Below are 19,884 nucleotides of genomic sequence, written 5' to 3' on the forward strand. Positions count from 1 at the left end.
ACCCTGGGGAGTGTGTCCGTCCTGTCCGGTGGTGGCCAGGTCGGGGTGGCGCTTTCCTACCTGACACCCAACGCCCGGTGGCACACCATCTGGCGCGCCCTGGCGAACCATGGCGAATAGTCGCCCGGCACTCCCCACGGAGCTACTGTCAACTCAGCCGAGAACCTGGGGGCTTGTGTGAGCGGACAACCCAACACCCGCCTTGCGGACCTGTTCGGCCTGGCCGGCTGGTCGAAGGGTGAACTCGCGAGACTGGTCAACAAGCAGGCGGCGGCCCTGGGTCACCTCCAGCTGGCGACCGACACCTCCCGGGTTCGGCGGTGGATCGACCGGGGCGAGATCCCGCGCGATCCGGTGCCGCGGGTGCTGGCGGCGCTGTTCACCGAGCGTCTCGGTCGTGTCGTGACCATGGAGGACCTCGGTCTGGTACGGCAGGGGCGTGCGGGGAAACGGCGGGACGGCGGGAATGCGGAAAATCCCGACGGCGTGCCGTGGCCGCCCGAACGGACCGCCGCGGTCCTCACCGAATTCACGGGAATGGACCTCATGCTCAACCGACGCGGCTTGGTGGGCGCGGGCGCCGCGCTCACCGCGGGATCCACACTGAGCACCGCCATGTACGACTGGTTGCACACCGACCCTACGCTGAAGGCCGACGCCCCCGTTCTCGACGACCCCCTGCACGCCGACCCCGCCGGGTTCGACCGCTACGAGGCCGCCCCCATCGGGTCGCAGGAGATCGAGGAACTGGAGCGCTCCGTCGAGGTGTTCCGCGCCTGGGACGCCGCCCGCGGCGGCGGGCTCCAGCGCAAGGCGGTCGTGGGCCAGCTCAACGAGGTGGGCGGCATGCTCACCTACCGCCACCCACCCCACCTCCAGCGGCGCCTGTGGGGCGTCGCCGCCAACCTCGCCGTCCTCGCGGGCTGGATGTCGCACGACGTCGGCCTGGAGCCCACGGCCCAGAAGTACTTCGTCATCGCCGCCCATGCCGCCCGCGAGGGCGGTGACCGGCCGCGGGCCGGGGAGGCACTGTCCCGGGCGGCCCGTCAGATGGTGCACCTCGGCCGGCCCGACGACGCGCTGGACCTGATGGAGCTCGCCCAGTCCGGCTCGGGGGAGACCCTGCAGCCGCGTACGAAGGCGATGTTCCACACCATCGAGGCCTGGGCCCAGGCGTCGTCGGGCAGGGGCCAGGCGATGCGCCGCACGCTCGGCCGGGCGGAGGACCTCTTCGTCTCCGACCGGCAGGACGCCGAAACGCCGGACTGGATGCAGACCTTCAAGGACGAGGACCTGTACGGCATGCAGGCCCTGGCCTACCGCACGCTCGCCGAGTTCGACCCGGGGGCGGCCGTGCACGCCCGGCACTACGCGGAGAAGGCGCTGTCGCTGCGCGTGGACGGACGGGAGCGGTCGAAGATCTTCGACCACCTGTCCATGGCGTCGGCCTGTTTCATCGCCGACGACCCCGAACAGGCCGACCGCTACGCACGGCTGGCCCTGATGGCGATGGGCTCGAACTCCTCCCGGCGCACCTGGGACCGGCTGCGCCAGATGTACCGGCTGACCGCCGCGTACGCGGGCTATCCGAAGATCCACGAACTGCGGGAGGAGATCAGACTCGCCCTGCCCAAGCCCAGGAGGAGCGACGGCAGCGCGCCGGCGTAGGCGGGCCGTGCCCCCGTCCGCGGGGCGGGTCAGCCCACTCTGGCGACGAGCACGCAGGCGTCGTTCCCGCGCGGGGCTCCGTCGCACGCCTCGACGACCGTCATCAGGCAGTCCTGCGCGGTGCGTGCCGCGCCGAGGCGGGGGGCGAGGCCGAGCAAGTGGTCCACGGCCGCGGTCCCGCCGTGTCCGGGGAGCAGCCCGTCGGTGTGCAGCAGGAGCACGTCACCCGCTTCCAGGACGGCTTCGGCCTGCCCGTGAGCGGTACCGGGGGCGGCGCCGGGCGGGAGGCGGTCCGGCGCGCTCAGCAGGCGCCCGGTCCCGCCGCGGTACAGCAGCGGGGCGGGGTGTCCCGCCCGCGCCCACACCAGGGTGCGGGTTGCGGGCCGGTAGTGGCAGATGACGGCCCCGACGAGGGCGGGTTGCGCGGTGGCGTCGAGCAACCGGTCCAGTAAGTCGAGCAGTCGGCCGGGCCGGGTACCGCTCATCGCCATGCCGCGGACGGCGCCCAGCAGCATCGCCGTGCCGGAGGCGACGGCCGCGCCGTGCCCGGTGAGTTCGCCGGCGCAGAGCAGGGTCGTGCCGTCCGGCAGGTCCAGCGCGTCGTACCAGTCGCCGCCGGCCGGGGTGCCCGTCGTGGCCGGCAGGCGGTGGGCGGCCAGGTCGAGGTTCCGCGGTCCCGGGTGCGGGAGCCACGTGGAGCCGTACCGCGGCGGTGGCGCGGCTTCCCACGGCCCGGCCGCGGGACCCTGCCCGGGCCGCACCGAGGCACGGGTCTCGCGCACCGTCCGCCGGTGCCGGCGCAGTTCGCTGACGTCCCGCAGGACGGCCCACATGGAGGAGGTGCCGCCGTCCGCGCCGAGCACGGGCTCGCCCATCATGTGCACGGTCCGCACGGTGGCGTCGGGCCGCACGATCCGGAACTCGCCGTCGATCGGCTTGCCGTCGACCAGGCAGCCCGTCACCATCGCGGTCAGGGCCGACCGGTCCTCGGGGAGGACCAGGGAGGGCAGCTCGTCCAGGGTGAGCGCGGGGGAGCCGGGGTCGAGGCCCAGGATCCGGTACAGCTCGGCGGACCAGTTCGCCTCGTCCGTGAGCAGGTTCCACTCCGCGCTGCCGACCCGGCTCAGCAGCGCGCCGCGCGAGGTGCAGGCCGGCCCGTCCCGCAGCTGGGCCAGGTGGGCGTCGAGGTCGTCGAGCTGGTGGAGCGCGAGGTCGTACAGGGCGCGCTGCCAGCGTTCCTCCGGGTCCGACCCCCCGCCCTTCGCGTCCCGTCGCACCGCGTCCACGTCGCCCTTGAGCCGCCGCGTCTGCGAGATCAGTGCCTCGACCGGGCCGCGGCCGGGCGGCTGGGCGGCCGGACGGTCCGCGGAGACTGGGGACGGCATGACGCACTCCGGAGGGGGGACGGTGGGGCCGGCGGGGACGAAGGGACCGCTACGACTCTCGCACAGCCCGCCACCCCCTGTAAGGGATTCGGCGACACACGATACGGTGGTGCTTTCGGCATATGCCAGAGTCTTACCGGAGTGGTCGGGGCGGATGGACGGCGTACGCGTCCGGGCGCCCGGGGCGTAGGACGGCTACGGAATCCGACCCGTCCGGGCGGGGCTCTTCGCCGTAGCCGGCCACCCGTTCGGCACCGGTGCGCCCCCCGGGGCGCGGATCGGTCGGCGCGCACCGACTCTGTCCGGATCTGACGCCATGTGAAGCGCCCCCGGAGACTCTTCACAAGCATGGACTTCGTCATCGAGCAGCCCGCCCTCGCCCGTCTCGTCGCCGCCGGGGACCGGGAGTTCCCGGTGTCCGCCACCTTGCGCTACACCGCCGCCGACCCCCTGGCCGTCTTCCTGGACTTCCCGCCCGAGGCCGCGCTGGACGGCTCCGGGGTCACCTGGGCCTTCGCCCGGTCCCTGCTGGAACAGGGGCTGCGGACCCCGGCCGGCCGCGGGGACGTGCGGATCTGGCCGTACGAGCGTACGAGAACCGTCCTGGAGTTCCACTCCCCGCAGGGGCTCGCGCTGCTGCTGTTCCCCACCGCCGCGCTGCGCCGCTTCCTGCTGCGCACCCACGCCGTGGTGGCGGCCGGGCAGGAGGACGTGGCGGCGGTGGTGGAGCGGGGACTGGACACCCTGTTCGGCGGGGTCTGAGGGCCCGCCGGGACGGCTGTGCGGGCCGTGGCCCCCGTCCGCCGCCGCGCCGGGCGTCACCGGCCGGCGGCGTACAGGTCCGGGCGGGGGGCGAGGTCGACGGCCGTCCGGCCGCCGGTCCCGAGGGCCCGCACCCCCGCCTCGGCGACGGCGGAGGCCGCGTAGCCGTCCCACGCGTCCGGGCCGGTGACCTCGCCGCGCCGGGTGGCGTCGACCCATGCCTGCACCTCGCGGTCGTAGGCGTCGGCGAAGCGGACCAGGTAGTCCTGCGCCACCTCCTCGGCGGCGGTGCCCCGGGAGGTCACCACCATGGTGCGGCCGTCGCCGATCCGGGCACTGCCCGCCTCGCACACGGCCTCGCAGCGCACCTGGTAGCCGAATCCGCAGTTCACGAAGACCTCGACGTCGACCAGGGCGCCGCGCTCGGTCTCGAAGAGGACGAACTGGGGGTCGGCCAGGCCCTGCGGCGCACCGGCCGAAGGGGCGGGGCGCAGCACGGTCACCGCCGTCAGCTCCTGCCCGAGCAGCCAGCGGGCCGCGTCGATCTCGTGCGAGACGGAGCTGTTGATCAGCATGGCGCTGGTGAAGTGGGCGGGGGAGGAGACGTTGCGGTGGATGCAGTGCAGCATCAGCGGCCGGCCCAGACCGCCCGAGTCCAGCAGGGACTTCAGCCGCAGGTACTCGGCGTCGTAGCGCCGCATGAAGCCGATCTGCGCCAGTCGGCGGCCGAGCCGCGCCTCGGCCTCCACCACGCGCAGCGCACCCGTGGAGTCCGGCACCATGGGCTTCTCGCACAGCACGGGCAGACCCCGGGCGAAGGCCGCGAGCAGTGCCTCCTCGTGCGCGGGGCCGGGCGAGGCGATCAGTACGGCCTCGACACCGGGCGCGTCCAGGGCGGCCACCGGGTCCGCGTGCACGACGGCCCCGTCGATGCCCGCCACGGCCTCCTTCGCCCGGTCGGCGTCGGGATCGGCCACGGCGGCGACCCGGGCGCCGCTCACCGCCTGGTCGAGGCGGCGTATGTGGTCGGCTCCCATGTGTCCGGCACCCAGTACCGCCACACCCAGCAGGTCAGCCATGCGTGCGCTCCCTCTCGCCGACGATCACGCCGTAGCGTACGCCGGGAAGGAAACCGCAAGGAGGCGCCGGAGACGGCGCACGGGGGCAGGATGCCCCGGTGGGGCGGCACCCCGCGGGACCGGCCACCTGATCGGTGCGCCGCCGGGGACGGGGCGCGGGTCGCCGCCGGCAGCGCGGCCCGTCCGTTCACCCGCACGCCGTAGCGCACGACCGGCTTGGCGAAGTTTTTGCTGTTGGCCGGTTCCTGTCGCCCCGGGCCGGTGCGGCCCTGCTCCCGAGCTCCCGCGCGGGCAAAACGCGGCCGAAACCATGGGGGAGCGCGGTCCGTCCGCGTTACGTCCGCGTTGACCGCGACCGAGTGCCTGACAGAGGCTCGTCATATAGGTGCTTGATACAACTGGTTCGGCGGCCGTCTTCCTCACCAGCGGGAAACCGCAGGTGGAGAACGGGACGGCCGTGAGCCGGAGGCAGGAGGTAGCGCATGTGCGGCATCACCGGATGGATCTCTTTCGACCGCGACCTGACCGCCGAGGCGGCCACGTTGCATGCGATGACCGAGACGATGGCCTGCCGCGGCCCGGACGACCGCGGCACCTTCGCCGAGGGCCCCGCCGCCCTGGGCCACCGCCGTCTCGCCATCATCGACCTCCCCGGCGGCCGCCAGCCGATGTCCCTGCCCACGCCCGGGGGGACCGTCGCGCTGGTCTACTCCGGGGAGGCCTACAACTTCACCGAGCTGCGCCGCGAACTCACCGACCGCGGCCACCGGTTCACCACCGACTCCGACACCGAGGTCGTCCTGCACGGCTACCTCGAATGGGGCGACGCCGTCGCCGAGCGGCTGAACGGCATGTACGCCTTCGCCGTCTGGGACGGTCGCCACGACAAGCTCGTGATGATCCGCGACCGCATGGGCATCAAGCCGTTCTACTACCACCCCACCCCCGACGGCGTGCTGTTCGGGTCCGAACCCAAGGCGATCCTCGCCAACCCGCTCGCCCGCCGGCGCGTCACCCTGGACGGCCTGCGCGAGCTGTTCACCATGATCAAGACGCCCGGACACGCGGTGTGGGAGGGCATGCGCGAGGTCGAACCCGGCACCGTCGTCACCGTCACCCGCTCGGGCCTGGACACCCGCGTCTACTGGCAGCTGGAGACCCGCCCGCACACCGACGACCGCGACACCAGCGTCGCCGCCGTGCGCACGCTCCTCGACGACATCGTGCGCCGCCAGCTGGTCGCCGACGTACCGCGCTGCACCCTGCTCTCCGGCGGCCTCGACTCCTCCGCCATGACCGCGCTCGCCGCCCGCCAGCTCGCCGAACGGGGCGAGACGGTGCGCAGCTTCGCCGTCGACTTCGTCGGCCAGGCCGACAACTTCGTCGCCGACGAACTGCGTGGCACCCCCGACGCGCCCTTCGTGCACGACGTGGCCCGCCTCGCCCGCACCGACCACCAGGACATCGTCCTCGACGCCCAGTCCCTCGCCGACCCCGCCGTGCGCGAGAAGGTGATCCGCGCCCGCGACCTGCCGGCCGGCCTCGGCGACATGGACGCCTCCCTGCTGCTGCTCTTCCGTGCCATCCGCGACCAGTCCACGGTCGCCCTGTCCGGCGAGTCCGCCGACGAGGTCTTCGGCGGCTACCTGCAGTTCTTCGACGAGGAGGCCCGCCGCGCCGACAACTTCCCCTGGCTGGTCCGCTTCGGGCGCCACTTCGGCGAGGACGCCGACATCCTGCGCCCCGAGCTGTCCAAGTCCCTCGACCTGGGGAGCTACGTCGCCGACGGCTACCGCACCGCCGTCTCCGGCATCCAGCGGCTCGACGGCGAGAGCGACTTCGAGTACCGGATGCGGCGGATCTGCCACCTGCACCTGACCCGCTTCGTCCGCATCCTGCTCGACCGCAAGGACCGGATGAGCATGGCCGTCGGCCTGGAGGTCCGGGTGCCGTTCTGCGACCACCGGCTCGTGGAGTACGTCTACAACACCCCCTGGTCGCTGAAGTCCTTCGACGGCCGCGAGAAGAGCCTGCTGAGGGAGGCGACCGCGGACGTCCTGCCGCGCTCGGTGTACGACCGGGTCAAGAGCCCCTACCCCTCCACGCAGGACCCGCGCTACGCCCGCGCCCTGCAGGAACAGGCGAAGGACCTCCTGGCCCGGCCCTCGCACCCCGTCTTCGACCTCGTCGACCGGGAGCGGGTCCGCACGGCCGCCGAGCGCGACACCCCCGTCAGCACCCAGATCGCCCGGCGCGGTCTGGAGCGCACCCTGGACCTCGCCCAGTGGATCGACCTGTACTCCCCGGAGCTGGTCCTCAGCTGAGGCCCAGGACCCGGTCCGCGGCCCGCGCCGTCGGCTGCCACCACGTGGTCACCGGCTCCCACACCAGGACCTCGTCCCCGGTGCCGAGCTGCGCGGCGGTGAAGGAGCGGCCCCACTGGGAAGCCGACGGGGAGACCGCGATCCCCTGCGCCCGGCGGGCCTGCGGGTCCGCCGGGTCGGCGATGGCGCGCACGGCCGCGTAGGCCGTCGCGCCCCGGCCGAGCGCGTACGTCCCGGCGCCGCCCTCGGGCACCGGCAGGGCGGCCCCGTCCAGGTCGCCGAAGGTGATCGTCGGCACGCGGTCGACCACGCAGGCGCGGCCGCCCCGGTTGGTGACGTTCACCCGCACCACGGACGGCTCGGCGGGGACCGCCTTCGCCCGCACGGTCAGCGCCCGCTCCGCGCAGCGGGCGGGCTGGGCGGGCGCGGCGGCCCGGCTCTGCGGCGCGGTGAGCAGCAGGGCCGCGGCGGCGGCGCAGACGGCGGGTACGGCGAGGACGGCGTGGCTGCGCATGGCGGGGTTCCCCCAGTTCGAGGTGGTGTGCGGGTCCGGCGTGCCGCAGCACACCCGACCGGTGTGACGTCCGGGACACGTATGGGGTTGCCCCGGAATCGGGTCCGTCACCCGATTGCTCCCTCCTGTCATCGGCCGGCGGTGAGCGCGGTGGAGCTGCGGCCGGCCTCGTCCGCCGGGCAGGAACTGCCGCTCGGCGGCAGGGAGCCGTAGAGCAGGAAGTCGTTGACCTTGCGGTGGACGCAGGCGGACGAGGAGTAGCCGGTGTGGCCCTCGCCCCTGTTGTCGAGCACGACCGCCGACGGCCCGAGCCGCCCGGCCGTCTCCACCGTCCAGCGGTACGGCGTCGCCGGGTCACCGCGCGTGCCCACCAGCAGCATCCCGGCCGTGTGCACGTTCCTGACCCGCTCGCGGACGAAGTCCGTGCCCCTGGGGCGGCCGTAGCACATCAGCACCTGGGCGAGCCGGTAGCGGCCGAAGACGGGCGATGCCTGCTCGTAGGCGGCCCGCAGGCCGTCCAGGTCCCGGATGATCCGCGCGGCGGCGGGCCGGTCGGGGTCGTCCGCGCAGTCGATCGCCAGCAGCGCGGCCGGCAGGTTGTCCACGGGCACGTCCTGCGCGTCGACCAGCCCGCCGTCCTTCCCGCCGGGCCGCTCGTCCTCGAGGGGGAGGGCGACCCCGCCGGCGGCGAAGTTCAGCACGCCCCGCGCGTCGCCGTCCTCGACCAGCGAGGCCAGCGCCCGCTCCAGCGACGGCCACAGCTCCCGGCTGTGGAGGGCCTGCCCGAGGGCGCCCACCAGGTCCTGCCCGGTGAACGCGCCGCCGAGGTCGGTGAGCAGCGGGTCCTCGTCCAGCGAGCGCACCAGCCGGACGACCTCGTCCCCGGCCGCCCGCCGGTCCCGGCCGAACGGGCAGGCGATGTCCGCCGCACACCAGTCCAGGAAGCCCTCCAGCGCCCTCTGCTGCCCCTCGGCGCCCGCCAGCCCCTGCTCGGACAGCGGCTCGGTCAGCGTGTCCACCCCGTCGAGGGCCATCCGGCCGACCTTGCCCGGGAACTGCGCCGCGTACACCGCGCCCAGCCGGGTGCCGTAGGAGAAGCCGAGGTAGTTGAGCTTCCTGTCGCCCAGGGCCTGGCGGATGACGTCCATGTCCCGGGAGGCGTTGACGGTGCCGATGTGCGGCAGCACCGGGCCGGAGTGCCGCGCGCACGCCTCGGACACCTGCCGCAGCTGCTTGAGCAGCGCCTGCGGGCGGTCGGCGCCGACGTCCCCGGCCGCCGCGGCCGGCACCTCCTCGTCGCCCTCGCCGCAGCTGACCGGGGAGGACCGGCCGACACCGCGCGGGTCGAAGGAGACCACGTCGTAGCCGTTGGTCAGGTCCATGAACTCCTTGCCGGCCACCGCGAGTCCCGTGACGCCCGGGCCTCCGGGGCCGCCGAAGTTCAGCAGCACCGAGCCGCGCGACGCGCCGGTGGCGCGGTAGCGGGCCAGTGCCAGGTCGAGGGTGCCCGCGCCGGGCCTCGCGTAGTCCAGCGGGACGGTCACCCTGCCGCACTGCAGGTCCCCGGGCACGCCCGGACCCTCGCAGGCCGCCCACGCCACCTTCTGCCGGTGGAAGGGGGACAGACCGGGCTGCGGCCGGTCGGCCGCGGTCGCGGGCAGCCCGGCCCCGAGCAGCGTCAGGGTGAGGGCCCCGGCGCCCGCGCAACGCCGCACGACGGGCCGTGCGGACAGCTTGGCCAGCATCGATCGCCTCCTGGGGCGCACCCGCCGGGGACCGGGCCGACGCCCTCGAACACCATAAGCACGCCCCGGGGAGTCCGCCTCCGGACGAGCGGTGCGGCGCCGGACGCCCCGCTCCGCGCGCGGCCGGGCACGCCGGAGCGGCCCTGCGACCGCCGTGCGCGGCTCGGCCGACCGTGCCATCCGGCGCGATGGGAGGGCGACAAGCCATAACCCCGTCGGTTCCCCCGCGTTGTACGTGTCGCGGGCGAGTGCCCGCGACGATGTGGAAGGCAGGGAACCTATGAGACGGGCTACCCGTAACGGTGTGCTCGCCGTCGCCGCCGCCTCCGGCGCGCTGGCCGTGGCGATGCCGGTGTCCGCCGCGTTCGCGGCCGACGGGGCCGCCGCCGACGGCGCCGCGGTCGGCTCGCCGGGGCTGGTCTCCGGCAACACCATCCAGCTCCCGGTGCACGTCCCGGTGAACGTGTGCGGCAACACCGTGAACGTGGTGGGGCTGCTGAACCCCGCCGCCGGCAACACGTGCGTGAACGGCGGCGGTACCGACAAGGGCGGCACCCACAAGGACGGCGGCACCGGCAAGGACGGCGGCACCGGCAAGGACGGCTCGGCCACGTCCGGTGGCGCGTCGGCGCAGGGCGTCGCCGAGGACTCGCCCGGCGTGATCTCCGGCAACGGGATCCAGCTGCCGATCGACCTGCCGGTGAACATCAGCGGCAACAGCGTCAACGTGGTCGGCGTGGGCAACCCGGCGGTGGACAACCACTCGGCCAACACGGGCGACCGGCCCGAGGCGCCGAAGGCGCCCGCCGCGGAACCGCCGGCCCCCGTCAAGTCCCGTCCGGCACCGCGGCCCGTGCACGACACGCCGGTGGCGTCGTCCACCCTGGCCCACACCGGAGCGGACCTGACGGCCCCCGCGATCGCCGGCAGCGCCGTGCTCCTGCTCACCGGCGCGACCCTGTACCGCCGCTTCCGGCCCGACCGCACCCGCTGACCGGAGCACCGCGGGGCCCCCACCGGACGCCGGCCCGGTGGGGGCCCCGCGGCATGGGCGCGGCCCGTGCATCCCCCGGGGTGCGGCACGCAGGCCGACCGCGCGGGATCGGGCGGCGTGACGGGCGCCCCGGTGCGGAACTGCCGCCCCGAACGTGTGCCGGCCCGGTCCTGGCCCGGCCGCCGGTCCCCGCCCGGCCGCCGGCTCCGGTGCGGCGGCCGGTCCTCGCGCGGTCGCCGGTCCCAGCGTGGCGCGCCCGGGGCCGGATCGGCGAGGATGCGGCGGGCGCGGTCGACCGCCGTGCCCTTCCGTACGTCCGATCCCAGGGAAAGAGAGCGCACCGATGACCTCACCGGCTCCCCGGAACCTCGTCGTCACCCAGGCCACCCCCGCCGACTGGCCGGTGATCAGCGAGTGGGCGGCGGCGGAGGGCTGGAGCCCCGGACTGTCCGACGGACCCGTCTTCTTCGCCCAGGACCCCGACGGCTTCTTCCTCGGCCGGATCGGCGGGGAACCGGTTTCGGCCATCTCCGTCGTGAACTACGGCTCCGACTACGCCTTCCTCGGCTGCTACCTCGTCCGCCCCGACGCGCGCGGCCACGGTTACGGCCTGACCACCTGGAAGACCGCCCTGGCCCACGCCGGGAGCCGCACCGTCGGCCTGGACGGCGTCGTCGCCCAGCAGGACAACTACCGCCAGTCCGGGTTCGAACTCGCCTACCGCACCGTCCGCTTCACCGGCACCGCTCCCGCGGGCGGGACCCCCGCCCGGGTCCGCCCCGCCGGACCCGCCGACCTGGCGACCCTCACCGCCTACGACAGCGCCTGCTTCCCGGCCGACCGCCCGCGTTTCCTCGCGGAGTGGCTGACCGCCCCCGGCCACCGCGCGGTCGTCCGCCACGACGGCGACCGCGTCACCGGTTACGGCGTGATCCGCCCCTGCCACGGCTGCCTGCGCATCGGTCCGCTCTTCGCGGACACCGCCGACGACGCCCGGGCCCTGTTGGCGGCGCTCGCCGCCGGCGCCACCGGCCAGGAGGTCGCCCTCGACGTCCCCGAACCCAACGGGGCCGGCATCGCCCTGGTGGAGGAAGCCGGCTTCCGGGCCTCCTTCGAGACCGCCCGCATGTACACCGGCCCGGTCCGCGCCTACGCCCGGGAGCGGGTCTTCGCCGTCACGACCCTGGAACTCGGCTGACCCGACGGCTCACGGGCCGGCGGACGCCGCAATCCCCTTGCCCGGCCAGGGACCCGGGTGCTGGGGTGGGGGAGGGACAAGGAAGCGGTGCTCGCCCTGTACGACGCCGGGATGCGCCCGGGCGCACGGCCCGACGGCCCCGGAGCCCGTGTCGAACGGGCCGGGGCCGTGGTGCGCCAGACCGGTGACGCGCGGAGCTGGAACGGCGTCGTCCGGTCCGGTCTGGACGCGGCGGGCGCGGACCGGGCGATCGGCGAGCAGATCGCGTACTTCACCCGTCTCGGCCTCGCCTTCGAGTGGAAGCTCTACGGCCACGACCGGCCCGCCGGTCTCGGCGGACGCCTCACCGCCGCCGGGTTCCGGGCCGGTCCCAAGGAGACGCTGATGGCCGGTGAGACCGGCCGCCTGGCGCTGGGCGCCGTGCCTCCCGCGGGCGTCCGTCTGGTGCGGGCCACCGATCCGGCCGGCATCGGCCTGGTCGCGGACGTGCACGAGAAGGCCTTCGGCACCGACGGCACCCGGCTGCGGCACGGGCTGCTCGCCCGGCTGGCCGCCGATCCCGGCTCCGTCGTCGCCGTGGTCGCGCTCGCGGACGGCGAACCCGTCGGCGCCGCCCGGATGGAACTGGTGCCCGGTGCCCGCTTCGCCGGCCTGTGGGGCGGCGGCACCCTCGCGGCCTGGCGGGCCCGGGGCGTCTACCGCGCCCTGGTCGCCCACCGTGCCCGCGTGGCCGCCGCCCACGGCTGTCGTTGCCTCCAGGCCGACGCCTCGGCCATGAGCCGTCCGGTCCTGGAGCGCATCGGTTTCCACGCGCTGGGCACGACGCCCTACGCGTACGGGGACTGAGGTCAGCGACGGGCCTTCGCCCGGTCCAGGGCGACCACGCCGACGGCGGCGAGGGCGACCTGGATGAGCCACTCGATCCAGTCGGGTCCGTCGGTGTCGGCGACTCCGAGCCCGGCGGCTATCGCCGAGCCGATCAGCGCCGCCACGATGCCGACCACGAGGGTCCACAGGACGCCGATGTGCTGCCGCCCGGGAACGACCAGCCGGCCCAGCAGGCCGATGATGATGCCGATGATCAGCGCACTGATGATGCCGGAGATCTCCATGCCCGTCCCTCTTCCTCTCGTCCTCCGTCGGTGTCCGAATCTTGCTGAACAGGCATGTGCCCGCTGAAACCGGAGGCAGTCCGGCCGGTTCGTGCCGGAACCCTCTGTTCACCGGACTGTTATGCCATGTACCTTTCAGGTGATCGACGCGTGTAGAACGCTGGACGGGTTCTCCACGCGGACGTGGCGCCCGCACCGCCTCTCCCCACCCCCTCATGGAGGTACGCCGGATGCTCGGATCCAGCAGATCCCGCCGCACAGTCACCACCGCCCTGACCGGACTGGGGCTGCTCGCCGCCACGGCAGCCCTGCAGGTCGGCACGGACGCCACTCCCGCCCGTGCGGCCACCACGCACCGGATCCTGTTCGACAACGCCCACGCCGAGACGGCCGGCAACGCCGACTGGGTCATCTCCACCAGCCAGCCCGACCCCCTCGGCCAGGACTCCACACCGTCCGCCGAGACGGACTGGACGGGCGCCCTGTCCTCATGGGGCGTGGCCCTGCAGAAGGCCGGCGGCTACAGCCTGAAGACACTGCCCTCGGGTTCCAGCCTCGGCTACGGCGGCTCGTCCGCCACCGACCTCGCCAACTTCGACACACTGGTCCTGCCGGAGCCCAACACGCTGTTCACGGCCGCCGAGAAGACGGCGATCATGAACTTCGTGAAGAACGGCGGCGGCCTGTTCATGATCTCCGACCACACCGGCGCCGACCGCAACAACGACGGCGAGGACGCGGTCGAGATCTTCAACGACCTCATGACGAACAACAGCGTCGACTCCACCGACCCGTTCGGCTTCTCCATCGACGCGCTCGACGTCGGTTCCGGTTACCCGGCCGCCATCAGCGACAGCACCGACCCCGTCCTGCACGGTTCCTTCGGCACCGTCACCAAGAGCCTGATCGCCGACGGCACGACCGCCACCCTCAAGCCCGCCGACAACTCCGCCGTCAAGGGCCTGGTCTACCGCAGCGGTTACTCCGGCAACACCGGGGCCTTCTTCGCCACCAGCGCCTTCGGCAGCGGACGCGTCGCCTTCTGGGGCGACAGCTCGCCGGTCGACGACGGCACCGGCCAGTCCGGCAACACCCTGTACGACGGCTGGAACGACACCGGCGCCACCAATGCCGCCCTCGCCCTCAACGCGACCGCCTGGCTTGCCGGTTCGGGCAGCAGCAGCGGCGGCACCGGCACCTGCGCCGCCGCCCAGCTCCTCGGCAACAGCGGGTTCGAGTCCGGCAGCTCCACCTGGAGCACCACCGGCGGCGTCATCACCAACTCCAGGGGTCAGTCCGCGCGTTCCGGTTCGTACTACGCCTGGCTCGACGGCAGCGGCGCCGCCACCACCGACACGCTCTCGCAGACGGTGACCATCCCGTCCGCCTGCTCGACGGCCACGTTCGGTTTCTACCTCCACGTCGACACGGCCGAGACCACGACCAGCACGGCCTACGACACCCTCAAGGTCCAGGTGCTCAACGGCTCCGGCACCGTCCTGAGCACCCTGGCCACGTACTCGAACCTCAACGCCGCCGCCGGCTACACCCAGCGCAGCTTCAGCCTCGGCGGCTACGCCGGGCAGACCGTCACCCTGAAGTTCACCGGTACCGAGGGCTCCAAGCTCCAGACGTCGTTCGTCGTCGACGACACCGCGCTGAACGTCTCCTGAGAGTAGGGTGGGGGACCATGACACGGCCTTCCCCGACCGGATCCGCTCCGGCCGGGGAAGCTTTCGTTCATGACCGCAACCAGCATGCCGGACGTGTCCGTCCGCCCCGCGACCCCCGAGGACCGGCCCGCCGTCGAACGGCTGTGGCTGATGTTCCGCCACGACCTCTCCGAGTTCCGCGGCGTCCTGCCCGCCGCCGACGGTACGTTCCGCAACGACCGCGTCGGGTGCGCCTTCGCCGGACCCGGCTGGGCGCCGTACCTGCTGACCCTGGGCGAGCGCCCCGCGGGTCTCGCCTTCGTCCGGGGGCTGGACGGTCCGGCCCGGGTGCTGAACAGCTTCTTCGTCGCACGCGGAGCACGGCGCAGGGGGATCGGGCTGCGCTGCGCGCGCGAGGTGCTGGTCCGGCACCCGGGTCCGTGGGAGATCGCGTTCCAGCACGACAACCCGGCCGCCGTCCGCTTCTGGCCGCGCGTGGCCCGGGAGCTGGCCGGCGACGCCTGGACGCGGGAACAGCGGCCGGTACCCGGCCGGCCCGAGCTGCCCCCGGACGTCTGGATCTCCTTCACCGTGCGCCCCTGACCCCGTGGCCGGCGGTGCCGTGCCGGCCACCGGCGCAGGCACGGCGCGAACACCTCGAAGTAGGCCGGGACGGCCGGGCCACCGCTGCGGGCAGGGGGGCGGACGCCGGCTGGTTCCGGCCGGGCACGGACGGCGGGCGCACGCGTCAGCGGGTGGACGCGGCGGCCCGCGCGATGTTGCGGGCCATGCCGCCGAACACGACGGCGTGGAAGGGCGAGACGGCCCACCAGTAGGCGTGGCCGAGCAGCCCGCGCGGATGGAACACGGCGCGCTGGCGGTACCGGCTGCGGCCCTCGCCGGCCGGTTCGGCGCACATCTCCAGCCAGGCCCGGCCGGGCAGCCGCATCTCGGCCCGCAGCCGCAGCAGCCGCCCGGGCTCGATCTCCTCCACCCGCCAGAAGTCCAGGGAGTCGCCCACCCGCAGCCGCTGCGCGTCCCGGCGGCCCCGGCGCAGCCCGACCCCGCCGGCCAACCGGTCCAGCAGCCCCCTGGCGTTCCACGCGAGGGGGAAGGAGTACCAGCCGTTCTCGCCGCCCACCCCCTCGATCACCCGCCACAGGTTCCCCACCGGTGCGTCCACCGCCGCCTCCCGCCGGTCGGTGTACAGGCTGCCGCCCGCCCAGGCGGGGTCGGTGGGCAGCGGATCGCTGGGCGCCCCCGGCACCGCGGCGGACGACCAGCGGGTGACCACCTCCGCCTGCCGCACCCGGCGCAGGGCGAGCCGCACCGCCTCGTCGAAGCCGAGCGGATGGCCGGGAGGGTCGGGCAGGTAGCGGGCGATGTCGTGCTCGTGGCAGACGACCTCGTGGCGCAGGGATTCGGCCAGCGGCCGGGCGATGGCCGCCGGGACCGGCGTGACCAGGCCCACCCAGTGGCTGGACAGGCCCGGGGTGAGCACGGGCACCGGCAGGATCACCCGGCGGGGCAGCCCCGCCACGCGCGCGTACCGGATCATCATGTCCCGGTACGTCAGCACGTCCGGCCCGCCGAGGTCGAAGGTGCGGTTGACGTCCCCGGGCAGGCGCGCGCTGCCGACCAGCAGCCGCAGGACGTCCCGCACCGCGATGGGCTGGATGCGGGTGTGCACCCAGCTCGGGGTGACCATGAGGGGCAGCCGCTCGGTGAGGTACCGCAGCATCTCGAAGGACGCCGAGCCGGAGCCGATGATGACGGCGGCGCGCAGCACGGCGGCCGGCACGCCCGAGGCCAGCAGGATGCGGCCCACCTCGGTCCGGGACCTCAGGTGCGGCGAGAGCTCGTGCTCGGGCACGCCGGCCGGCGTGAGACCGCCGAGGTAGACGATGCGGCGCACGCCGGCAGCCTTCGCCCGCTCCCCGAAGATCCGGGCCGCGCGGCGGTCGGTCTCCTCGAAGCCCTTGCCGGTGCCGAGCGCGTGGACCAGGTAGTAGGCCACGTCGACGTCCCGCATCGCCGCGGCGACCGAGTCCGCGTCCGTGACGTCGCCCCGCGCCACCTCCACCTCGCCCGTCCAGGGGTGGTCGCGCAGCTTGCCGGGGAAGCGGGCCAGGCAGCGCACCCGGTGTCCGGCGGCCAGCAACTCGGGCACGAGACGGCCGCCGATGTAACCCGTGGCACCGGTCACCAGGCACCTCGGTCCGTCCGCCGGCACCCCGCCGTGCATCGCTTCGTCCATCGCTCCGGTCCTCCAGGTCGGTGCCCCCCGGCGGTCCCCCCGAACGATCACTTCCCGCCGCGGGCCGCGCGCGGATGCGCGGCGGCCCCGACGACCCGGTCGGGTGACATGCCCGGACCGTTCCCGGGCAAGCGGGGAGGTACAGGATGTACGTTCCGTGCGACTGCCGACGCTGGAGGTGACCGACCGTCATGAGCGCGAAGGTGCTGGAGAGGTTTCCCGCGGGATCGCCGCGTGGATCGTGGCCCGCGGAGGAGTACGCGGCTGCCCGCCGTGCCGAGGGCGAGCCCGCGACCGTGGTGATGGATCTGAACTCGGACGCGTTCCTCGTGGTGGTCGAGGGGCCGGACGGCGACGGCAGGGCCTGACCCGGTCCCGCCCCGACCGGTTCCCGGGCCGCCCGCGAACCGGCTCGGCGCGCCGGCGCCGCGGCCCCGGCAGCACCGGCGCCCTCCCCGGCGAGCGGCGCGACACGTGTTCGTGCCGCGCCGCTCCAGCCGGTCACCGGCACCGCCCGCGCCGGGCCGCGATGTCCTCCAGGCCCCGGTGGCCAGGTCTTTCCCGGCGCTCCTCCCCGCCGCGCAGCGGTCCGCGATGCGAGACCGGCCGGGTTCTCCTTGACGGTGGTCGCGCACGGCTGCCACGATCGACGGCATGATGACGCGACTGGACCTCACGCGGCGACGCCACGTCGACCTCGCGCGTGTCTCCAGCGCCTCCTGTCGCTCCGCCCTCTGACGCGCCGCCTCCCGGCCGCCGTCCCCGGCGTTCTCCCCGGCCCGCCCGGATCCCCGGCGTTCTCCCCGACCGGCGTCCCGGGTGCCCGGCCCTTCCCGTACGCGTCCCGCGACGCGGCCTCCGCCCGCCCACGGCGTCCCTGACCCGTTCCCGGGGCCGATCGCCCCGCCGGCGGACCGGCTCTCGCGGTTCCGGGCCCGCGTCCGCCCCCGCCCATGCCCGGCCGATCCCTCCGGGGCGCCCTGTGCGCACCCGCGTCCGGTCCCCAGAAAGAGGCACCCATGGCCACCGTCCTGTCCGTCTCCGGCAGCCCCTCCCCGTCCTCGCGCACCGGCCGCCTGCTGCGCCACCTGGACCAGCGGCTGATCGCCCAGGGCCACGAGGTGGTTCCGCTCGACGTCCGCACCGTTCCGGCCGAGGCCCTGCTGGGCGCGGACTTCCGGCACCCGGCCATCGCCGGGGCGGCCGAGCTGTTCGCCCGCGCCGACGGCGTCGTGGTCGGCACCCCCGTCTACAAGGCGTCGTACTCCGGGGTCCTCAAGGCGCTCCTCGACCTGCTGCCGCAGTACGCGCTCACCGGCAAGACGGTGCTGCCGCTCGCCACCGGCGGCTCCACCGCGCACGTCCTCGCCATCGACTACGCGCTGCGTCCGGTGCTCACCTCCATGGGGGCCGCGCACATCGTCCAGGGCTGGTTCACCCTCGACCAGGACATCGCCGTGCACGAGGACGGTTCGCTGACGATCGCCCCGGCCGCCGCCGGGGCCCTGGAGCAGGTGGTGGACCACTTCTCGGCAGCCCTGGGCCGTACCCCCCTCCTGGCGGCGGCGGGCTGAGCGCCGTGGCCGCCCGTGTCACCGCCGACGGCGCGCAGGCGCTCGGCCCGCCGCCGCGGCCCCGGCCGACGGGTTCCGTACGGGTGCCGCCGAGCGGGACGCCCGGCGCCGGCTCCCGCGTGCCGGACCGGCTGTCCGCGTCGGGGCTGCTCGCCGTGACCGGGCCCGCCGGCCGGGCGCTCCCCCACCGCCTCACCTGCCGGGGACCGCGACCGCACGGGGCCACCGCCCGGTCGCTGCACGCCGCCATCGGCACCGGCACCGCTCGGCAGGCGCTGCCGGAGGCGGCGCGGTCCGCGCGCACCCGCACCCTGCACGATCCGGCCCGCTGGAAGGTCCGGCACATCGGCCGGCACGTGCCCGGCGGGGCCCGGCCGCCCCGCCACGGCCTCCTCCGGCGCACGACCCCGAACGGAGACCCAGGTGTCCCTCACCTTCCACTGGTTCCTGCCCACCAACGGCGACAGCCGGCACGTCGTCGGCGGCGGCCACGGCACCCCGGCCACCGCCTCCGGCCGGGACCGGCCGCCGACGGTCGCCTACCTGAGCCAGATCGCCCGGGCCGCCGAGGGCCTCGGTTTCACCGGCGCGCTGACCCCGACCGGTGCCTGGTGCGAGGACGCGTGGCTGACCACCGCCATGGTCAGCCAGAACTCCGAGCGGCTGAAGTTCCTGGTCGCCTTCCGGCCGGGCTCCGTCTCCCCGACCCTCGCCGCGCAGATGGCGTCCACCTTCCAGCGGCAGACCGGCGGACGGCTGCTGCTCAACGTGGTCACCGGCGGCGAGAGCCACGAGCAGCGGGCCTACGGCGACTTCCTCGACAAGGACGCCCGTTACCGCCGCACCGGCGAATTCCTGCAGATCGTGCGGGCCTTGTGGGAGGGTCGGAGCGTCGACCTGCACGGGGAGCACCTGCGGGTCGAGGACGCGCGGCTGAGCCGGGTGCCCGATCCGGTGCCCGAGGTGTACTTCGGCGGTTCCTCGCCCATCGCCGCAGAGGTCGCCGCCCGGCACGCCGACGTCTACCTGACCTGGGGTGAGCCGCCCGCGCAGGTGGCGGAGAAGATCGCCCGGATCCGGTACCTGGCCGCGCGGCACGGCCGTGCCCTGCGCTTCGGCATCCGGCTGCACGTCATCACCCGGGACGGTGCCGGGCAGGCCTGGGCAGAGGCGGAGCGCCTGCTCGACGGATTCGACGCGCAGACCGTGCGTTCCGTGCAGGAGGGGCTGGCCCGCAGCGAGTCCGAGGGACAGCGGCGCATGCTCGCCCTGCACGGCGGCAGCAGGGACGGCCTGGAGATCCACCCCAACCTGTGGGCGGGCATCGGCCTGGTGCGCGGTGGCGCGGGCACGGCGCTGGTCGGCAGCCACGACGAGGTCGCCGAGCGGATCAAGGAGTACCACGCCCTCGGCATCGACGAGTTCGTGCTCTCCGGCTACCCGCACCTGGAGGAGGCGTACTGGTTCGGCGAGAACGTCCTGCCGAGGCTGGCCGCGCAGGGCCTGTGGACCCACCCCGCCGCCCCGGCGGCCGTCCGCACGTCCCGGGTGCCGTTCGCCGGCTGAGCGCCGCGCGCCCGGGGCCGGCCGGACCCCGGCCGCGGGCGCGCGGGACGCCCG

Annotated in this window: 18 protein-coding genes; 12 read left to right on the forward strand and 6 right to left on the reverse strand. The window is 74.6% G+C overall.

Annotated elements, in window-relative coordinates:
• Positions 1-177: 177 nt before the first annotated feature.
• Positions 178-1,668 (forward strand): hypothetical protein, encoded by a 1,491-nt coding sequence (locus QQY24_RS28310; RefSeq protein WP_301975550.1) that lies wholly within the window; start codon positions 178-180, stop codon positions 1,666-1,668.
• A 29-nt stretch (positions 1,669-1,697) separates the two neighbouring features.
• Here QQY24_RS28310 and QQY24_RS28315 read toward each other — a convergent pair whose 3' ends face one another.
• Complete coding sequence (locus QQY24_RS28315; RefSeq protein WP_301975551.1) at positions 1,698-3,053, reverse strand: SpoIIE family protein phosphatase; 1,356 nt, start codon at positions 3,051-3,053, stop codon at positions 1,698-1,700.
• A 348-nt stretch (positions 3,054-3,401) separates the two neighbouring features.
• On the opposite strand from QQY24_RS28315, the gene QQY24_RS28320 reads away from it, so the two are divergent.
• A complete protein-coding gene (locus QQY24_RS28320; protein ID WP_301975552.1) occupies positions 3,402-3,815 on the forward strand; it encodes an SsgA family sporulation/cell division regulator in 414 nt (137 codons plus the stop codon).
• Positions 3,816-3,871: 56 nt separating this feature from the next.
• Here QQY24_RS28320 and QQY24_RS28325 read toward each other — a convergent pair whose 3' ends face one another.
• Positions 3,872-4,894: a Gfo/Idh/MocA family protein gene (locus QQY24_RS28325; protein ID WP_301975553.1), complete on the reverse strand. Its 1,023-nt coding sequence runs from the start codon at positions 4,892-4,894 to the stop codon at positions 3,872-3,874.
• Positions 4,895-5,376: 482 nt separating this feature from the next.
• Here QQY24_RS28325 and asnB point away from each other — a divergent pair, with 482 nt between their 5' ends.
• Positions 5,377-7,218 carry an asparagine synthase (glutamine-hydrolyzing) gene (asnB, locus tag QQY24_RS28330; RefSeq protein ID WP_301975554.1) on the forward strand — a complete coding sequence of 614 codons (1,842 nt, stop codon included), beginning with the start codon at positions 5,377-5,379 and terminating at the stop codon, positions 7,216-7,218.
• Here asnB and QQY24_RS28335 read toward each other — a convergent pair.
• Both QQY24_RS28335 and QQY24_RS28340 read right to left on the reverse strand, forming a co-directional pair.
• Entirely contained in the window at positions 7,211-7,732 is a 522-nt protein-coding gene (locus tag QQY24_RS28335) for a DUF4232 domain-containing protein (protein WP_301975555.1), read from the reverse strand. The genes asnB and QQY24_RS28335 overlap by 8 nt on opposite strands.
• Positions 7,733-7,860: 128 nt before the next feature.
• A complete protein-coding gene (locus QQY24_RS28340; protein ID WP_301975556.1) occupies positions 7,861-9,477 on the reverse strand; it encodes an alpha/beta hydrolase in 1,617 nt (538 codons plus the stop codon).
• Positions 9,478-9,757: 280 nt separating this feature from the next.
• Between QQY24_RS28340 and QQY24_RS28345 the strand changes: the two genes are divergently transcribed.
• From QQY24_RS28345 to QQY24_RS28355, 3 genes are all read left to right on the forward strand, one after another.
• Positions 9,758-10,471 carry a chaplin gene (locus tag QQY24_RS28345; RefSeq protein WP_301975557.1) on the forward strand — a complete coding sequence of 238 codons (714 nt, stop codon included), beginning with the start codon at positions 9,758-9,760 and terminating at the stop codon, positions 10,469-10,471.
• Positions 10,472-10,814: 343 nt separating this feature from the next.
• Positions 10,815-11,669 (forward strand): GNAT family N-acetyltransferase, encoded by an 855-nt coding sequence (locus QQY24_RS28350; protein ID WP_301975558.1) that lies wholly within the window; start codon positions 10,815-10,817, stop codon positions 11,667-11,669.
• 111 nt (positions 11,670-11,780) lie between these two features.
• Positions 11,781-12,515 (forward strand): GNAT family N-acetyltransferase, encoded by a 735-nt coding sequence (locus tag QQY24_RS28355; protein ID WP_301976374.1) that lies wholly within the window; start codon positions 11,781-11,783, stop codon positions 12,513-12,515.
• A gap of 2 nt (positions 12,516-12,517) precedes the next feature.
• Here the strand turns inward: QQY24_RS28355 and QQY24_RS28360 are convergent, their stop codons facing one another.
• Positions 12,518-12,781: a GlsB/YeaQ/YmgE family stress response membrane protein gene (locus QQY24_RS28360; RefSeq protein ID WP_301975559.1), complete on the reverse strand. Its 264-nt coding sequence runs from the start codon at positions 12,779-12,781 to the stop codon at positions 12,518-12,520.
• A gap of 230 nt (positions 12,782-13,011) precedes the next feature.
• Here QQY24_RS28360 and QQY24_RS28365 point away from each other — a divergent pair, with 230 nt between their 5' ends.
• Both QQY24_RS28365 and QQY24_RS28370 read left to right on the forward strand, forming a co-directional pair.
• On the forward strand, positions 13,012-14,454 hold the full coding sequence (locus QQY24_RS28365; protein WP_301975560.1) for a hydrolase: 1,443 nt from the start codon (positions 13,012-13,014) through the stop codon (positions 14,452-14,454).
• 84 nt (positions 14,455-14,538) lie between these two features.
• Positions 14,539-15,036 carry a GNAT family N-acetyltransferase gene (locus QQY24_RS28370; protein ID WP_301976375.1) on the forward strand — a complete coding sequence of 166 codons (498 nt, stop codon included), beginning with the start codon at positions 14,539-14,541 and terminating at the stop codon, positions 15,034-15,036.
• A gap of 145 nt (positions 15,037-15,181) precedes the next feature.
• On the opposite strand, the gene QQY24_RS28375 is transcribed toward QQY24_RS28370, so the two are convergent.
• On the reverse strand, positions 15,182-16,690 hold the full coding sequence (locus QQY24_RS28375) for an SDR family oxidoreductase (RefSeq protein WP_301975561.1): 1,509 nt from the start codon (positions 16,688-16,690) through the stop codon (positions 15,182-15,184).
• 191 nt (positions 16,691-16,881) lie between these two features.
• Here QQY24_RS28375 and QQY24_RS28380 point away from each other — a divergent pair, with 191 nt between their 5' ends.
• From QQY24_RS28380 to QQY24_RS28390, 4 genes are all read left to right on the forward strand, one after another.
• On the forward strand, positions 16,882-17,058 hold the full coding sequence (locus QQY24_RS28380; protein ID WP_301975562.1) for a hypothetical protein: 177 nt from the start codon (positions 16,882-16,884) through the stop codon (positions 17,056-17,058).
• A 289-nt stretch (positions 17,059-17,347) separates the two neighbouring features.
• Positions 17,348-17,428 (forward strand): putative leader peptide, encoded by an 81-nt coding sequence (locus QQY24_RS34880; protein WP_367658057.1) that lies wholly within the window; start codon positions 17,348-17,350, stop codon positions 17,426-17,428.
• A gap of 281 nt (positions 17,429-17,709) precedes the next feature.
• Positions 17,710-18,264, forward strand: coding sequence for an NADPH-dependent FMN reductase (gene ssuE, locus QQY24_RS28385; RefSeq protein WP_301975563.1), 555 nt, complete (start codon positions 17,710-17,712; stop codon positions 18,262-18,264).
• 423 nt (positions 18,265-18,687) lie between these two features.
• Entirely contained in the window at positions 18,688-19,830 is a 1,143-nt protein-coding gene (locus QQY24_RS28390) for an LLM class flavin-dependent oxidoreductase (RefSeq protein WP_301975564.1), read from the forward strand.
• The last annotated feature ends 54 nt before the right edge of the window (positions 19,831-19,884 follow it).

It is taken from the genome of Streptomyces sp. TG1A-8 (genome assembly GCF_030499535.1).
GTDB lineage: Bacteria > Actinomycetota > Actinomycetes > Streptomycetales > Streptomycetaceae > Streptomyces.

Coding starts and splice junctions, on each gene's coding strand:
- QQY24_RS28315 (WP_301975551.1), bottom strand. CDS start 3,053: ATGCCGTCCCCAGTCTCCGCGGACCGTCCGGCCGCCCAGCCGCCCGGC.
- QQY24_RS28320 (WP_301975552.1), top strand. CDS start 3,402: ATGGACTTCGTCATCGAGCAGCCCGCCCTCGCCCGTCTCGTCGCCGCC.
- QQY24_RS28325 (WP_301975553.1), bottom strand. CDS start 4,894: ATGGCTGACCTGCTGGGTGTGGCGGTACTGGGTGCCGGACACATGGGA.
- asnB (WP_301975554.1), top strand. CDS start 5,377: ATGTGCGGCATCACCGGATGGATCTCTTTCGACCGCGACCTGACCGCC.
- QQY24_RS28335 (WP_301975555.1), bottom strand. CDS start 7,732: ATGCGCAGCCACGCCGTCCTCGCCGTACCCGCCGTCTGCGCCGCCGCC.
- QQY24_RS28340 (WP_301975556.1), bottom strand. CDS start 9,477: ATGCTGGCCAAGCTGTCCGCACGGCCCGTCGTGCGGCGTTGCGCGGGC.
- QQY24_RS28345 (WP_301975557.1), top strand. CDS start 9,758: ATGAGACGGGCTACCCGTAACGGTGTGCTCGCCGTCGCCGCCGCCTCC.
- QQY24_RS28350 (WP_301975558.1), top strand. CDS start 10,815: ATGACCTCACCGGCTCCCCGGAACCTCGTCGTCACCCAGGCCACCCCC.
- QQY24_RS28355 (WP_301976374.1), top strand. CDS start 11,781: ATGCGCCCGGGCGCACGGCCCGACGGCCCCGGAGCCCGTGTCGAACGG.
- QQY24_RS28360 (WP_301975559.1), bottom strand. CDS start 12,781: ATGGAGATCTCCGGCATCATCAGTGCGCTGATCATCGGCATCATCATC.
- QQY24_RS28365 (WP_301975560.1), top strand. CDS start 13,012: ATGCTCGGATCCAGCAGATCCCGCCGCACAGTCACCACCGCCCTGACC.
- QQY24_RS28370 (WP_301976375.1), top strand. CDS start 14,539: ATGCCGGACGTGTCCGTCCGCCCCGCGACCCCCGAGGACCGGCCCGCC.
- QQY24_RS28375 (WP_301975561.1), bottom strand. CDS start 16,690: ATGGACGAAGCGATGCACGGCGGGGTGCCGGCGGACGGACCGAGGTGC.
- QQY24_RS28380 (WP_301975562.1), top strand. CDS start 16,882: ATGAGCGCGAAGGTGCTGGAGAGGTTTCCCGCGGGATCGCCGCGTGGA.
- QQY24_RS34880 (WP_367658057.1), top strand. CDS start 17,348: ATGACGCGACTGGACCTCACGCGGCGACGCCACGTCGACCTCGCGCGT.
- ssuE (WP_301975563.1), top strand. CDS start 17,710: ATGGCCACCGTCCTGTCCGTCTCCGGCAGCCCCTCCCCGTCCTCGCGC.